Source organism: Bradyrhizobium cajani, from assembly GCF_009759665.1.
In the GTDB taxonomy this organism is placed as follows: domain Bacteria; phylum Pseudomonadota; class Alphaproteobacteria; order Rhizobiales; family Xanthobacteraceae; genus Bradyrhizobium; species Bradyrhizobium cajani.
In genome coordinates, this window is record NZ_WQNE01000035.1 from 19463 (window position 1) to 33775 (window position 14313).

Sequence of the window (14313 nt, forward strand, 5' to 3'; positions counted from 1 at the left end):
CCGAACGACAATCAACCGGCCAAGCCCAGCACTTCGCCGCGGCGATGAGAAGCCGACGGATCGGCCGGTACATGATTGACGACGATGCCGGTCGGCACGCCGCCGAAGCGGGCGAGCGCAGCCGTCGCCCTGCGCATCGCGGCTGATCCGATCGCATCTTCGCGGGCCACGAGAACGACCAGATCGGCGTGAGCTGCCAGAGCCGCCGCCTCCGGCTGCAAGGCAAGCGACGTTGCATGGACGATGATCAGATCGAACTCCGAACGAATATCGTCCGCGGGCAATGGCTCCGGCCTCTTGCCGGCGCTCAGAAGCGCATCGACGCTGCGAAAGTCCGCCGTGGTCGCGCCGTCTGCCTGCCCCTTGACGGGTCCGCCCCTGGCGCTGCCGAGGTCCGGCTCGACCCGGATCAGAACGCTCAGCTTTCCGTTGTTCACCGCCCACCGGTTCAGCGACCGCGCGACGGTGTTGCCGCCGGCCAATTTCCCGACCGACATCACGAGGACTACCTTGCCCGCAGGTCCCGGCAATGCCACCAGCCTGTCGAGCAGCGGCCGCAGATGGAAACTGAGATCGAGCTCAGTCGCCGTGGACACCGGACCCTGCCAGATGTTTCTGGTGACTTCTCGCATCAGCTCGGGAATGCGAGCCCACACCGGCGGACGCGGCCACACCTCGGGCTGGCGCGGAGCCGCTTCGGGCTCACGAACGCCCGGAACGGATTTGTCCGACGCCCGTCCCGTTGCGGCAACGATCGCGGTCGATGCCAGCAGCGAGCCGATCGCGAGGGCGGCAAGCAGCAAGGGCAGCGGCGGCAAGGTCGAGCGAAGCGGCGGAATGGCGGAGGACGCAACCTTGGTCTGAGAGCTCTGCAAGAGGCGCTGCTCGTTCGTCGTCTTGGACCGCGACAGGAACTGCTCGTAGATGTTTCTGTTGGCTTCGGCGTCGCGCTGCAATTCCTGAAGCCGGACGAGAGCCTGCCCATCGACCAGGAGCTGCGATTCAGCCGCCTTCATCTGGCTCTCCAGCGCCTTCTGCTGATCGCGCTGAGCCTCATATTCCGACTTCGCGGTGTCGATGCCCTTTGACCGCTCGACCTCGATTTGCCGGTTCAGATCGTTCAGCTGGCTGTACGACATCACGAGATCGGGATGGCGATCGCCGAACACCGCCCGCTTCTGCGCAATCTGGTCGTTGAGTGCAGATCGCTGGGCGCGCAGCGCGCTCAGGAGATCCTGCTTGACGGGGCTGTCGACATTCGCCTTCACGTCACGCTGCGCCTGCTCGTAGCGGGCCTTCGCCTCTTCGGTCCGGGCACGCGCAGCGGCCACCTGCTGCGACAGTTCGGTCACCCGCAATTGCTGGGTCGTGGAGTCCTTGCCGGCGTTGACGATCCTGTGCTCGAGCTTGAAGGCCGCAACGGCATCCTCTGACGCCTTCAAGCGGTCGTTCAACGTCTTGAGCCGGCCGCTGAGCCAGTCGGCGGCCTCGTCCGTCGCCTCGGTGCGGATGCGGCCCTGGCTCGCAACGAACGCTTCGGCGATGGCATTGGCATAGTAGGCCGCGCGCTCCGGCCGGTTCGAGGTGAACCGGATGGCGATGACATAAGTCAGCCCGCGACGGGAAATGTCGAGACGATTGCGGAATCTTTCGAGCAGGCGCGTGGGGTCGGTGTATCCGCCGGAAATGTCCTGGTCATCCTGGACCTTGAGCTGCTCGATCAGCGGCTTGAGAAAGCCGTCGGACTTGGCCACCTCGACCAGGCTTTGCAGTGCGGCGCTATCCTGCCCTATGCCCGGCAGAACGTCCTGCTCCGTGGTCACGCGCTGCTCGCGAGGATCGACGACGACCAGCGCTGTCGCCGCAAATCGAACCGGAATCACCAGGAGAACGACGGCGCCAAGCGCGAAGATCGCGAGAGCGAGCGTCAGGATGCGGCGAGCATTGTCCCGAAGGAAGGAGATCGCGCCGGCGGCAGTGAGCGCGCCGCCCAGGCGTGCGCTGGTTTCGCGAACCTCACCGTTCGACGAATTCCGCGGCTGCCACGACGCGGCGACATCGGTCGATCCGGAACTTGTCGGGTCTGCGCGGCGACCGAACGTCATGGACTTTACTCGGATTCAACTGGCGAACACTGTTCAGTGGCCTGCTCCAACGTAAATATCTATGGTTAATCCGCAGTTACCCGCCCGCTACGCGACTATGACCAATTGGTTAACGCACTCGCATCATTTCGCCTGGGAACCAGCGGAATTCGCTTGCGAGAGACGCCCTTCCGATGGGCCTCGCATTAACTCCGTTTGTTGCTAGTCGGTGTCCGCCCGATGCTCGCATGATAGGTACGGAGTTAAGAAGGTGATAATTTCATTTCTTCAACGGGTCGGGATTCGTGCTCCATTACCAACCAGGCGCAGAACTGGGCGAGGCACCGAAGCTGCCGTCGACGGCGGCCACACTCGCAAGACCCAACAGCGGCGGATCGAAGCTGCACGTGCTTCTCGTGCAAACCCAGGCCGAGAACGCGGGCGCCCAGGAGATCTCGCGGCTGCTTGGCGCCGGCCTCTCCGCTCGCGGCTATCGGGTCACCAATCTGTTCTTCTTCCGCAAGTCGAGCTCCTTCGACGAGCCGCCCGATACGTTCTATTGCGCATCGCGCCGGCCGGGCAATCCGCTGGCCTTGCTGCGGATGCTGTGGACACTGGGCCGCCATATCAGGACCACCAGGCCCGACGCCGTCCTGACCTTTCAGCATTTCGGCAACGTCATCGGCGCCGGCGTGTCGTGCCTCGTCAGCCGGGCCCCGGTCGTCGCCAATCAGGTGTCATCGGCGCTGTCGATGAGCTGGCCGGTCCGCGCGGCCGACATCGCCATGGGCAGCCTCGGCTTCTTCGACCGCATCACGCTGAACTCACAGGCCATGGAGCGCGAATATTCGCGCTACCCCGCGACCTATCGCTCGCGCATGGTGCATGTCCCGCACGGCTTCGACGACAAGGCGCTAACACTGTCGAAGCAGGCCGCCCGGCAGACGTTCAACCTTCCGCCGGACAGCACACTGCTCGGCTGCGCAGCAAGGCTGCACCCGCACAAGCGGCTTGATGCGGCGATCCGTCTGTTGCCGGGTGAACCATCCTGGCACCTCGCGCTGGCCGGCCAGGGAGCCGACGAGGCCCGGCTGAGGCAGTTGGCGGACGAGTTGAAGGTATTGGACAGGCTGCATCTGCTGGGCGAAATCCCACCGCGCCGAATGGCGGACTTCCTCGCCGGTCTGGACGTGTTCGTATTCCCGACGCAGGCCGAGACCTTTGGCCTGGCCGCGGTCGAGGCCGCAAACGCCGGCGTTCCCTCCGTCGTCACCGATCTTCCCGTTCTGCGCGAGGTGTTGTCGTTCGAAGGAGAACCGACCGCACTCTTCGTCGACGCCTCCGATCATACGAAACTGGCGGCGGCCGTTTCCAGAATTCTGACGGATCAAACCCTGAGCGACCAACTGCGGCAAAACGCCAAGGGATTGAAATCGCGCTATTCGGTCGATGCCATGGTGGAGGAATACGTTCGAATTCTCGGCCAGGTCATTTGACGGGGCGCGTTGGGACAGATTGGCTCGACATGATCATCGAGTTTCGCTGTGAACGAGAGCATGCGCGGCGGTGGATGGACCGCGAGACGCTGTCGATCGACGGGCGCGATGTTCCGGTTCAAATCGCTTGGACCGCAACGACCGAGTCACGCCCCACAGGTCTCGACGCGCTGTTCGAACTCGAACGCATGGTGTTGCACAGGGGCAAACATAGCGGCGCCGAGAAACTGAAGATCACCCCGGAACGGACGCGGGCTCGCACTGGCACGGCCGACGCGATCATCGATTTTACGGGCGCAGCGCGGGACCCCGGCTGTTCTGTCCGGCTCTATCTGCGCCCATTGTTCAATGGAGCCGCGGGCGAAAACGCCGCGCTCGCTGCCATTCTCGCCGGCGACCTGCCGCTGATCGAGATCGTCAACGACGTCGACGGTGCAGTCCTCGATCGCGGCCACCCCTCCGGAGAGATTGCAACCGGCTTGAGCGGTGCGCTCGAAACCGTCATGGCGCGAACCCTGACCATGGTCGCGGCAATCCTGTCGGAACGCCCGCGCATCGTGCCGCAACTGGCACGTCCAGCCGGAGACAACATCGGCCGGCAGCCGGCGGCATACGTTGCGCGCGGCCTCGCGGTATCGATCGCCAAGGAGATCTATCGGCTCTGCTGCTATGCCCCGCATTGGCATATCGGATGGCGCTTCAATGACGGCGCAGGCGTCTGGCAAACCGGAAACCTATCCGGACCTCGCTGGAATGTTCTGGGAGATCCCGGCAACCACTTCTACGCCGATCCATTTCCCATCAAATGGCAGGGACGGACATTCGTCTTTTTCGAGGATCTCGACCACCGCGTTGGGAAAGGCATCATCTCGGCGATCGAGTTCGACGACGCGGGCCCGATCGGCGAAGTCGTGCCCGTGCTGGAGGAGCCCTGGCACCTGTCCTATCCGTTCCTGATCGAGGACGATGGCGCGGTGTGGATGATCCCGGAAAGCTCCGTCCACGGCGACGTCGCGCTCTACAAATGCGTTCGGTTTCCTGACAAATGGGAGCGCCACGCGACGCTACTGTCAGGCCTTGAGCTCGCCGATGCCACGATCACGCGGCACAACGGCCTGCACTATCTGTTCGGCGCCTGGCGCGACGGAACCGGCGGCTACTCGGATTCGCTCGCGATCTACTACGCCGAGCATCTCCTGGGCCCGTGGCTGCCCCATGCCAGCAATCCGGTCCTGATCGATCGTGCAAGCGCGCGGCCAGCGGGGAATTTCGTCACCATCAATGACAAATTGTGGCGACCGGTTCAGGATTGTGCCGACGGCTATGGCGCGGCGCTCCGCCTTGCGGAGATTGTCGAACTGTCGCCGACGACGTTCAAGCAGATCGTCCGCCATTCGCTCAAGCCCGGACCGGCATGGCCCGGCAGGAAGCTGCATACCCTGAACCGTTGCGGCCGCCTCGAGGTGATCGACGGATCACGCGTCCAACCCAAGACCCACGCCTTCACGCGCAGATTTCCCTCGGCTGTTCTGTCTCCGCGAGCCAGTCCGCACGCCGCCCGCTGAAGCCGGCATCCTGATCTGCTCAATCCTGCGGCAGCGCGTCGAGATGGCAGGCCACCCACTGGTCACCTTCGGCCGAACGAAGTGCCGGCTCCTCCGTTCTGCAACGGTCGAAGGCGAATGGGCAACGGGTGTGAAACCGGCATCCGCTCGGCGGATTGATCGGGCTCGGCACGTCGCCGCGGAGGATGATCGGACTGCGCCGGGCGCCCGGCTCGGGCAGCGGCACCGCGGAGAGCAGCGCCTTGGTGTAGGGATGCCTCGGCGCGGCAAAGATCTCGCGGCGCGGCGCTACCTCGACGATCTTGCCGAGATACATCACCGCGACGCGATGGGTCATATGCTCGACGATGGCGAGGTCATGGCTGATGAACAGCAGTGCCAGGCCGAACTCGCGCTGGAGATCCTGGAGCAGATTGACGATCTGCGCCTTGACCGAGACGTCGAGCGCGGACACCGCCTCGTCGCACACGATCAGCTCGGGCTCCGCAGCGAGCGCCCGCGCGATCCCGATGCGCTGGCGCTGGCCGCCGGAGAATTCGTGTGGCCGGCGGTTCAGGGCCTCGCGCGGCAGGCGGACGGTATCCATCAGTGCGGTGACGCGCACCTCGAGATCCTCTGCCGATTTGGCGAGACCGAAATTGCGGATCGGCTCGGCCAGGATGTCGCGCACGCGCATGCGCGGGTTGAGGCTCGAGAATGGATCCTGGAACACCACCTGCACGCGGCGGCGCATCTGGCGCATAGTGCTCGGATGTGCGTCGTCGATCCGCTGGCCGTCGAGGATCACCTGCCCCGCGGTGACGTCGAACAGGCGCAGGATGGCGCGGCCGACCGTCGACTTGCCGCAGCCGGACTCGCCGACCAGCGACAGCGTCTCGCCGCGCGCGATCTCGAACGACACGCCGTCTACCGCATAGACGAATTCGGTTTGTCGCCCGAAGAGGCCCTTATTGATCGGGAAATGCTTCTTGAGGTCGTTGACCTGGAGCAACGGAGCGCTCATGCCGCAACGGCTCCCTTGGCCGCATAGTGACAGGCCGCGATGTGACGGGGCCCCTTCTCTTCGAGTCCCGGCGCATATTGGCGGCAGAGATCGGTTGCAAGCGCACAGCGCCCGGCAAACACGCAGCCGATGATCGGCTTGCGCAGATCAGGCACCTGCCCCGGGATTTCTGCGAGCCGCGTCGCGGTGCCGGTGAGCGAGGAACCGAGCTTCGGCACGGCGCCGAGCAAGCCTTGCGTATAGGGATGGCGCGGCGAGCGGAACAACTCGGCGACCGGCGCCTCCTCGACCTTGCGGCCGGCATACATCACCATGACGCGCTCGGCGATCTCGGCGACGACGCCGAGATCGTGCGTGATCAGGATGATCGCCGCGCCCACGCGGCGCTTGAGGTCCAGCATCAGCTTCAGGATCTGCGCCTGGATCGTCACGTCGAGCGCGGTGGTCGGCTCGTCGGCAATGAGAAGCTTCGGATTGCAGGCAAGCGCGATCGCGATCATGACGCGTTGACGCATGCCGCCGGAGAGCTGGTGCGGATATTCGCGCACGCGGCGCTTCGGCTCGGGAATGCCGACCAGCGTCAGCATCTCGATCGCATGCGCCTCGGCAGCAGCCTTGTCGAGGCCCTGATGGATCATCAGCGTTTCGCGGATCTGGCGCCCGACCGTCAGGACTGGATTGAGGCTCGTCATCGGCTCTTGGAAGATCATCGAGATGTCGTTGCCGCGGATCGCCCGCATCTCGCGATCGGAGAGTTGCAGGAGATCCCTGCCCGCGAAACGAATGGCGCCTGCGATCCTGCCGGGCGGCTCCGGGATCAGCCGCATCAGCGACATCGACGTCACCGACTTGCCGCAACCGGACTCGCCGACGATGGCCAGCGTCTCGCCCTCGTTGACATGGAAGGACACGCCGTCGACCGCGCGGTTGATGCCGCCCGGTGTGCGGAAATGGGTCTGGAGATTCTCGACTTCGAGCAGCGCCATCGCAATCAGCCCTGAAAACTAGAGGCTCTTGGCCATGCGCGGATCGAGCGCATCGCGAAGGCCGTCGCCGAGCAGATTCACGGCGAGCACGGTGACGGACAGGAAGGCCGCCGGGAAGAACACGATGTAGGGCTTGACCTGCCACAGCGCGCGGCCTTCGGCCATGATGTTGCCCCAAGACGGAATGGTCGGCGGCGTGCCGGCGCCGATGAAGGACAGGATCGCCTCCGTGATCATGGCGCTGGCGCAGATATAGGTTGCCTGCACCAACATCGGCGCGAGCGTGTTGGGCAGGATGTGACGCAAAATGATCATCGGCGTGCGTGTGCCGCAGGCAACCGCCGCGTCCACATAGGGCTGCTCGCGCAGCGACAGCACCACGCTGCGAACGAGACGGGAGACGCGCGGGATTTCGGCAATGGTGATGGCCAGGATGACATTGCCGACGCTGCCGCGGGTCAGCGCCATCAGCGCGATCGCAAGCAGGATCGGCGGGATCGACATCAATCCGTCCATGAAGCGCATCAGGATTCCGTCGGCCCAGCGAACGAAGCCAGAAACCATGCCGATGGCGAGACCTATCACGGATGCAAATATCGCAACGGACAGGCCGACCGTCAGCGAGACCCGCGCGCCGAACAGCACGCGCGAATAGATGTCGCGGCCGAGCACGTCGGTGCCGAACCAGAAATCGGCCGACGGCGCGCGCGTGCGCTTGGCAGGCGCAAGCGCGGTCGGATCGACCGTTCCGAGATGGGGCGCGAAAATCGCGATCAGGACGAGCGTCAGCAGCAGCGCGCCGCCGATCGCGACGGTGGGATGGCCGCGCAGCAGACCGACGAAGCCGCGCCGGATCGTGACCGGCCGGAGGATCTCAGGCAGTTGCGGCGCGACGACGAGACCGGCCGGAAGTGATTGCGGGTTGACGGTCGTATCGGTCAATAGCGGATCCTCGGGTCAACGAGCGTGTAGACGACGTCGATCATCAGATTGACGAGGACGTAGACGAAGCTGAACAGCAGCACGATGCCCTGGATCACCGGATAGTCGCGGCGCAGGATCGCGTCGATCGTGAGCCGGCCGAGGCCGGGGATCGCGAACACGCTCTCCGTGACGACGGCACCGCCGATCAGGAGCGCGATGCCGATCCCGATCACGGTCACGATCGGCACTGCCGCGTTCTTCAACGCGTGGATGAACAGGATGCCGCCCTGCCCGAGCCCCTTGGCGCGCGCGGTGCGGATATAGTCCTGCTGCAAAACTTCGAGCATGGCCGCGCGGGTGATGCGCGCGACCAGCGCGATGTAGACACAGCCGAGCGCGATCGCCGGCAGGATCAGGTTCTCCAGCCACGGCCAGAAGCCCGCCGTGAGCGGCGTGTAGCCCTGCACCGGAAGCCATTCGAGCTCCAGTGCGAAGATATAGGCGAGCATGTAACCGACCACGAAGACGGGCAGCGAGAAGCCGAACACCGCAAAACCCATGATGGCGCGGTCGATCAGGCTGCCCGCCTTCCACGCCGCCACCACGCCAAGCGGCACCGCGACCACGATCGTGAGCAGGAGCGTGACGATCATCAGCGACAGCGTCGGCCCGAGACGCTGTCCGATCATCGCCGAGACCGGCAAGTTGGTGAAGATCGAGGTGCCGAGATCGCCATGCAGGATGCGCCAGACCCAGCTTCCGAACTGGATCAGGAAGGGCCGGTCGAGGCCGAGGCTCTGGCGGATGCGCTCCACATCCTCCGGGCTTGCCTGATCGCCCGCGATCACCACGGCGGGATCACCCGGCGCGATGTAGAGCAGGCTGAACACGAACAATGCGACGATCGCCATCACCGGCAAGGTCGCAACGATGCGGCGGAGGATGTAGGAGAGCATATCGCCTCAGCGCAGGATCATACGGTCTTCGATACGCCCCAGAAGAACGGCAGCGGCCCCTTGGTGATGCCGGCAACGTTCTTGCGCCACGCCGTGTAGGTCAGGAAGAAACCGGTCGGCGCGTAGACGACGTCGTCGAGTGCCGCCTTGTTGAGGCGGCCGACCGCGGCCTTTTCCTCTTCGAGATTCTTGGCCTCGAACCAGGATGTGACCTCCTTCTCGGTGCCGGGGCTGTTCGGCCAGCCGAACCAGGCCTTGTCGCCATTGGCGCGAATGGCGGTGTAGGAGGCAGGAGTGATGCAATCGGCGCCGGCATGCCAGCTGTGGAACATGTTCCAGCCGCCCTGCCCCGGCGGGGTCTTTGCGGCGCGACGGGAGCCCACCGTGCCCCAATCGGTGGCGACGAAATCGACATTCATCCCGAGCTTCTTCAGGAGGTCAGCGGTGACGTCGCCTTGCGCCTTCGTGATCGGCTGGTCCTGCGCCACCAAACACGTCACCGGCTGACCGGAATAGCCGCTCTCGGCCAGCAGCTTCTTGGCGGCATCGAAGTCGCGCTTGCCCTTCAATATCTCCCCGCCCATCTCGCTGTAGAGCGGTGTGTCCGGGGTGAAGAAGCCCGGCAGCGACTTCCACAGTGCGTTGTCGTCGCCGACGATTGCGCGCATATAGTCTTCCTGGCTGAGCGCCATCAACACCGCGCGCCGCGCCCGCACGTCGTTGAACGGCGCGAACAGATGGTTCATGCGGAACGAGCCGATATTGCCGAGGGGATCGCCGATGTCGACGCTGATGTTCTTGTTCTTCTTCAGCACGGGCACGAGATCGGCGATCGGGTTTTCCCACCAGTCGACCTCGCCGTTCTGCAATGCAGCCGCCGCGGTCGCGGGGTCCGGCATCACGATCCATTCCACGCGATCGACCATGATTTGCTTGCCGCCGGCGAGCCAGGATGCCTTCTCCTGCCGCGGCACATAATCGGCGAATTTCTCGAACACGGCCTTGGCGCCAGGGACCCACTCGCCCTTGGCGAACTTCATTGGACCTGAGCCGATATATTCGGTGATCTGCTTGAAAGGATCGGTCTTGGCGATACGCTCGGGCATCATGAAGGAGCACGGCGCGTTGTTCTTGGCCAGCGCGTAGAGCATTTTCGGGTAGGGCTGCTTCAAAACCCATTTGAACGTGCGATCGTCGACAGCGGTCAATTCCTGCTGGATCGCAACGATCATCAGGCCCATCGGGTCGCGCGCGGCCCAGCGAGACAGGCTCGCAACGACGTCCTTGGCCAGCACCGGCTCGCCGTCATGGAACTTGAGGCCGGGCCTTAAGCGGAATGTCCAGATCTTGCCGTCGTCGGTGGTCTCCTCGGACTCGACCATCTGGCGCTGCGGTTGAAGCTGTGCGTCGATACCGTAGAGCGTGTCCCAGACCATCGCGGCAGCATTGCGCACGACATATTGGGTACCCCAGATCGGATCGAAATTGGCGAGATTTGCCTGGGGCACGAAGCGCAGGGTGCGCGCCGCCGCCCCTTGCGACAGCGCGGGAGCCGCGAGGCCACCGGTCAGTGCCAGACTGCCCGCGCCAGCCAGTCCCTTCAATACGGTCCTGCGATCCATGAAGTCCTCCCAGTAATGCCGTGGTGCCGGCCAATTGTTGGCCAAGGGCAGGTGAAACCAGAGCCCATTGGCGTGCAAATGGTATGCCAGTAGCCGCGACTTCGCCAGCGGGATTTGGATCGGACCTCACGGGTCCGGACAGATGCCGCCGCGATCGAACACGGCGCATCGCTCTCGCGGCATGTTTGCCGGAGTTTTCTCACGCTGTCGTCAGGAGGGCACGGAGGCGACGGCTGAAATCCGCGACGGGACTCGTGGTGACGGCGATCACGACCGTCAGCTGCTCTGATGCCTCGTCACGCCGTCTGCGTGCATGGTCGGAGGACCGTAGGGCGATGGGTTCGCCCTTGCGGACTGCGCTTCGCACAGCCGCTGGGCCAACCCACCCTGTCTTTTTACGCGCTCGCCTGAGTCACGAACTTGGTGTTGAGGTAACCCTCGATCGCCTCGAGGCCGCCCTCGGAGCCGTAGCCGGAATCCTTGATGCCGCCGAACGGCACTTCCGGCAGCGCAAGACCGTGATGGTTGATCGAGACCATGCCGCTCTCGACGTCGGCGCCGATCGCCTGCATCGTCTTGGTCGACGTCGTGTAGGCATAGGCTGCGAGGCCATAAGGCAGACGGTTCGCTTCCGCCACCACCTCGTCATAGCTGCGGAATGACGTGATCGGCGCCAGCGGGCCGAACGGCTCCTCGTTCATGATGCGGGCATCGCGGGGCACGTCGGTGAGCACGGTCGGCTCGAAGAAGAAGCCTTCATTGCCGATGCGCTTGCCGCCGGTGCGCACCGTGGCGCCGCGCTGGACCGCGTCGGAGACAAGTCCCTCCATGGCGTCGACACGGCGCGGGTTCGCCAACGGACCCATGCGGGTGTCCTTGTCGAGACCGTTGCCGACCTTGAGGCTCTTGGCGGCCGCCACGAACTTGTCGACGAAGGGCTCGTAGACGCTTTCATGCACGAGGAAGCGCGTCGGCGAGACGCAGACCTGGCCGGCGTTGCGGAACTTGTTGGCCGACAGGACCTTCGCGGCATTGTCGAGATCGGCGTCGGCGAACACGATCGCCGGCGCATGGCCGCCGAGCTCCATGGTGACGCGCTTCATGTGCAGGCCGGCGAGCGCGGCGAGATGCTTGCCGACCGCAGTGGAGCCGGTGAAGCTGATCTTGCGGATGATCGGATGCGGAATGAGATATTCCGACACTTCCGACGGCACGCCGAACACCAATTGGACGACACCGGGGGGAATGCCCGCGTCGGCATAGGCGCGCACCAGCTCCATGCAGCTCGCCGGCGTCTCCTCCGGTCCCTTGACGATGATCGAGCAGCCCGCGGCGAGCGCGGCGGAGATCTTGCGCACGGCCTGGTTGATCGGGAAATTCCAGGGCGTGAACGCGGCGACCGGGCCGACCGGCTCCTTGGTCACGAGCTGGGAGACGTTGCCCATCCGCGGCGGCACGATGCGGCCATAGGCGCGGCGGGCTTCTTCAGAGAACCAGTCGATGAGGTCGCCGGCCAGCATGGTCTCGCCTTGTGCTTCCACGACCGGCTTGCCCTGCTCCATGGTCATCACAGGCGCGATCTCGGCGGCGCGCGAGCGGATGATGTCGGCCGCTTTCCGCATCAGCTTGTAGCGGTCGAACGGCGAGGTCTTGCGCCAGACTTCGAAGCCGGCCTTGGCAGCCTCCAGCGCGCGGTCGAGGTCTGCGCGCGAGGCGTGCGGGGTCTTGCCGATCGGCTGGCCGGTGGCGGGATTGAGGATGTCCTCCGATTTGCCGGAAGTGCCGTCGGTCCACTCGCCGGCGATGAACATCTGAACTTTCGGATACATCCGTGCTGCCTCCTGCATGACTTTCGGTCGCGGCGGGATCGACGCCCGCCATTTCAAGCCGGGGCAGAGCTACACTGAAAGCCGGCCGGCGAAAAGGGATCAATGATGCCGCAGCAATGCATCGCTGATCTTCTCGGCCGCCATGATCACGGGGATGTTGGTGTTGGCCGTCGGCAGTCGCGGCATGATCGAGGCGTCCGCCACGAAGATGTTATCGCTGCCGATCACCCTGCCCCCGGGATCGACCACCGCCATTGGATCGACGGGATCGCCCATGCGGCAGGTGCCCACGGGGTGCCAGACGCCGAACACGCTCTGCCGCACGAAGGCCTCCAGCGCGCGGTCGTCCGCGAGCGTCGCCTGGAAGGCCGTGCCGTTCAGCAGCACCAGGCGGATCAGGAGCTGCCGCAGGCCCGCAGGCACGTCGAGCATCGGGCCGAGGACGGAGGCGATGATGCGGTTCGCCGTGCTATATCGGCTCAGCCGCTTGATGCGCGGAGAATAGGAGGCCGGAAAGAAATCACCGGACTCGGCATTGAGCGCGGGATGAACGACGAGCCTCGCCAGTAGCCGGACGGACGCAACCAGCCGTTCGAGATCGCGCGGATCGGACAGCAGGTTGAAATCGACGACCGGATAGGCCTTCGGATCGCGCGCCGCCAGCGTGAGCGTGCCGCTCGAATACGGCCGGTTGCACCAGAGGAAATAGAGGCCGAGCCGCGTGCCCAGCGCATGCCAGCCACCGCGGGCCGAGGCCGTGATGTACATGTCCGAGATATCGCAGCCCGGACGTCCCGATGAGAAACGGAGCGCCGCGAAGTTGGGACGCCGCCGGGCCAGCGGCAGTCGCAGCCGGCGCGGCAGATATTGGCAGAAGGTCAGCGCGGGGTGATCGCGCAGATTGCTGCCGACGCCGGGACGATCGATGTTGACCGGGATGCCCAGCGCTTGCAGCGCCGAAGCCGGCCCGATGCCCGCCCGCATTAGGATCGCCGGCGATTGCAGCGCGCCTGCGGTGAGGATCACGCGGCCGGCGCCGACCGTGACCCGCTGGCCCCCACGAGCCACGACGACGCCCGTCGCGTGGCGACCGTCGACCTGAAGCTGCTCGACCTCGCTGTCGGCCCAGATGATCAAGTTCGGCCGCGCCCGCGTCGCCGCGTCGAGATAGCCGGCAGCGGTCGAGACGCGGCGGTCGTTACGGTTGGAAAAGGCGGGCGGGAAAATGCCGTCCTCGAATTCGGCATTCTGGTCCTTGCGGAACGGCAAGCCGGTTGCGGACAAGGCCTCGCCCACGGCGCGGCCGAACGGCGGCATTGCTTCGCGCGCGATGCGGCGGATCGGGATCGGACCGCGCGTGCCGTGCAGCGGACCGTCGAAATCAAGGTCGGTCTCGAGCTTGAGAAAATATGGCAGCACATCCGCCCAGCCCCAGCCGTGTGCGCCGAGATCGCGCCATTCGTCATAATCGCGCGGCAGGCCACGATTGGCCGACTGCACGTTGATGCTGGAGCCGCCGCCCATCACCCGGCCCTGCTCGTAGGCACGAACGACCGATCTGCCCTCGGCGTTGTGGCCGGCCGCAGCCGAGAGTCCCGGCCAGATGTATCTGTCGCCGAAGAACAGCGGCATCGGATAGCTGTCGAGGATTTCGGGCGGCGTCGCGTCCGGCGGCGTGTCGATCCCGGCCTCGATCAGGAGAACACGGCGGCGCGCGTCGGCGGAAAGACGGTTGGCGAGCACGCAGCCCGCCGATCCGCCGCCGACGATCACGTCGTCGAAATGCAGCTCATCCATTCCAGTCTCGTCGTGTGGTGAGCCGGTGCGGCCGCGAGTGCAGCCGCGCCG

At 65.0% G+C, this 14313-nt stretch carries 10 protein-coding genes; 2 read left to right on the forward strand and 8 right to left on the reverse strand.

Translation table 11 applies throughout. The features are described 5' to 3' along the window. Nucleotides 1-11 precede the first annotated feature (11 nt). On the reverse strand, nt 12-2105 hold the full coding sequence (locus GPL20_RS31230; protein ID WP_157335011.1) for a GumC family protein: 2094 nt from the start codon (nt 2103-2105) through the stop codon (nt 12-14). Nucleotides 2106-2389: 284 nt separating this feature from the next. Here GPL20_RS31230 and GPL20_RS31235 point away from each other — a divergent pair, with 284 nt between their 5' ends. Both GPL20_RS31235 and GPL20_RS31240 read left to right on the forward strand, forming a co-directional pair. Beyond that, nucleotides 2390-3580, forward strand: a complete 1191-nt coding sequence (locus GPL20_RS31235; RefSeq protein WP_254125327.1) for a glycosyltransferase family 4 protein — start codon at nt 2390-2392, stop codon at nt 3578-3580. Between the two features lie 29 nt (nt 3581-3609). Next, a complete protein-coding gene (locus tag GPL20_RS31240; RefSeq protein WP_157335013.1) occupies nt 3610-5145 on the forward strand; it encodes a glucosamine inositolphosphorylceramide transferase family protein in 1536 nt (511 codons plus the stop codon). 19 nt (nt 5146-5164) lie between these two features. On the opposite strand, the gene GPL20_RS31245 is transcribed toward GPL20_RS31240, so the two are convergent. From GPL20_RS31245 to GPL20_RS31275, 7 genes are all read right to left on the reverse strand, one after another. After that, nucleotides 5165-6148, reverse strand: a complete 984-nt coding sequence (locus GPL20_RS31245; protein WP_157335015.1) for an ABC transporter ATP-binding protein — start codon at nt 6146-6148, stop codon at nt 5165-5167. Further along, nucleotides 6145-7134, reverse strand: a complete 990-nt coding sequence (locus tag GPL20_RS31250; protein WP_157335017.1) for an ABC transporter ATP-binding protein — start codon at nt 7132-7134, stop codon at nt 6145-6147. Before GPL20_RS31250 ends, GPL20_RS31245 begins: the two co-directional genes overlap by 4 nt. A gap of 18 nt (nt 7135-7152) precedes the next feature. Further along, nucleotides 7153-8076 (reverse strand): ABC transporter permease, encoded by a 924-nt coding sequence (locus GPL20_RS31255; RefSeq protein WP_157335019.1) that lies wholly within the window; start codon nt 8074-8076, stop codon nt 7153-7155. After that, complete coding sequence (locus GPL20_RS31260; RefSeq protein WP_157335021.1) at nt 8073-9014, reverse strand: ABC transporter permease; 942 nt, start codon at nt 9012-9014, stop codon at nt 8073-8075. The genes GPL20_RS31255 and GPL20_RS31260 overlap by 4 nt, the downstream gene beginning before the upstream one ends. Nucleotides 9015-9031: 17 nt before the next feature. After that, the gene (locus tag GPL20_RS31265; RefSeq protein WP_157335023.1) at nt 9032-10636 is read right to left on the reverse strand and encodes an ABC transporter substrate-binding protein; all 1605 of its coding nucleotides are present in this window, start codon (nt 10634-10636) and stop codon (nt 9032-9034) included. 395 nt (nt 10637-11031) lie between these two features. Continuing rightward, nucleotides 11032-12465, reverse strand: a complete 1434-nt coding sequence (locus GPL20_RS31270; RefSeq protein ID WP_157335025.1) for an NAD-dependent succinate-semialdehyde dehydrogenase — start codon at nt 12463-12465, stop codon at nt 11032-11034. Nucleotides 12466-12564: 99 nt separating this feature from the next. Next, nucleotides 12565-14262, reverse strand: coding sequence for a GMC family oxidoreductase (locus GPL20_RS31275; protein WP_157335027.1), 1698 nt, complete (start codon nt 14260-14262; stop codon nt 12565-12567). Nucleotides 14263-14313: the final 51 nt, after the last annotated feature.

Bases quoted from the DNA above. Each gene is read 5' to 3' on its own strand.
- GPL20_RS31245 (WP_157335015.1), bottom strand. From the start codon at position 6,148: ATGAGCGCTCCGTTGCTCCAGGTCAACGACCTCAAGAAGCATTTCCCG.
- GPL20_RS31230 (WP_157335011.1), bottom strand. From the start codon at position 2,105: ATGACGTTCGGTCGCCGCGCAGACCCGACAAGTTCCGGATCGACCGAT.
- GPL20_RS31250 (WP_157335017.1), bottom strand. From the start codon at position 7,134: ATGGCGCTGCTCGAAGTCGAGAATCTCCAGACCCATTTCCGCACACCG.
- GPL20_RS31270 (WP_157335025.1), bottom strand. From the start codon at position 12,465: ATGTATCCGAAAGTTCAGATGTTCATCGCCGGCGAGTGGACCGACGGC.
- GPL20_RS31240 (WP_157335013.1), top strand. From the start codon at position 3,610: ATGATCATCGAGTTTCGCTGTGAACGAGAGCATGCGCGGCGGTGGATG.
- GPL20_RS31260 (WP_157335021.1), bottom strand. From the start codon at position 9,014: ATGCTCTCCTACATCCTCCGCCGCATCGTTGCGACCTTGCCGGTGATG.
- GPL20_RS31275 (WP_157335027.1), bottom strand. From the start codon at position 14,262: ATGGATGAGCTGCATTTCGACGACGTGATCGTCGGCGGCGGATCGGCG.
- GPL20_RS31265 (WP_157335023.1), bottom strand. From the start codon at position 10,636: ATGGATCGCAGGACCGTATTGAAGGGACTGGCTGGCGCGGGCAGTCTG.